This window comes from Endozoicomonas acroporae, assembly GCF_002864045.1.
Taxonomy (GTDB): domain Bacteria; phylum Pseudomonadota; class Gammaproteobacteria; order Pseudomonadales; family Endozoicomonadaceae; genus Endozoicomonas; species Endozoicomonas acroporae.
Genome location: NZ_PJPV01000096.1, coordinates 1 through 1,174, shown reverse-complemented (window position 1 = coordinate 1,174; position 1,174 = coordinate 1). Strand labels below are relative to the sequence as shown.

The 1,174-nt window shown below is 50.4% G+C and carries 1 protein-coding gene and 1 pseudogene; both read right to left on the bottom strand.

Annotated features, from left to right (window positions below; genetic code table 11):
- Nucleotides 1–913, bottom strand: a 913-nt coding sequence (locus CX664_RS16120; RefSeq protein WP_244910679.1) for an IS3 family transposase, incomplete at its 3' end; no start/stop codon positions are given.
- Between the two features lie 35 nt (nt 914–948).
- Nucleotides 949–1,174 (bottom strand): annotated as a pseudogene (locus CX664_RS16115) (hypothetical protein); the annotation flags it as partial.

Below are 1,174 nucleotides of genomic sequence, written 5' to 3'. Positions count from 1 at the left end.
CTTTGGCTTGTTCATAAACCTTTCTGCGGTTAGCCATAAGCATCTCGGTTTCACCACGATGCCTTTGCCCGGGTGTCAGAAATTTCAGTCCACTGTGCTTGTGCTCTTCGTTGTACCATTGGGCAAAACCATGCACCCAGCTACGTGCTGCTTCAAGATCAGCAAATGGCGTGCGCGGATAACCAGGGCGGTATTTCAGGGTTCTGAATATGGCCTCGGAAAAGGGGTTGTCATCACTGACCCGGGGACGACTGAATGAACTCACGACCCCAAGGCGCTGCAGTGTTGACAGCATAGTGCCACCCTTCATGGGACTACCATTATCTGAGTGCAGAACCAGTGGCCACTCCAATGCTGCAATTCCCTGTTTGATACAGGCTTTAGTGATCATTTCTGATGCATGCTCAGCCGATTCGGTTTCATGAATTTCCCATGTAACAATCATACGACTAAAAATGTCTATTACCAGGTACAGGTAATAAAACTGCCCCCGTATCGGGGAGCGCAGGTAGGTAATATCCCAGGACCAGACCTGGTTGGGTCCGGTAGCACACCAGGACGTTGGCTTATATCTGTTTGGCTTGGCAGCACTGCCACGATGATGCTGTTGCCCTGTTTCTTCCAGTACCCGGTAAAATGTCCTTTCAGACCCCATATAGAGGCCCTCATCTAACAATGTGGGCACAATCTGGCTGGGCGGAAGGCTTTTGAACCGCTCGCTGTTACAAACGTCAACAATCGCTTGTCGCTCAGCTTCAGAAAACTTGTTAACAGGCTCTGGCCTGTCAGCATTTTTGCGATTATCCACGCGCACGTCATCACCCTGCATCCAACGTTGTACAGTTCTTTCTGAAAGACCAAGGGCTTCACAGGCTTTTGACTGACGAGCCCCATCTTTAACTGCCTGTTTAATCAGGCTGACAGCATTCTGTCGATCTGGGAGAGAGACTAATCGTCCTCTGGCGCCCCCCAGATCTCTTGGGCCTTTTTTGTGAGTACCAGCAAGGCAGCAGTTTCTGCTAACGCCTTGTCCTTGCGATTGAGTTCACGCTCAAGCTTCTTGATGGTTTGCTTGTCTTTTTTCTGTTCATCAGACAGTACCTTGCGCTGCCTTGGCTGGCTGTCAGGCTGGACAGAAGCGCTGCTAATAAAGGCGGCTTTCCACTGCTGGATC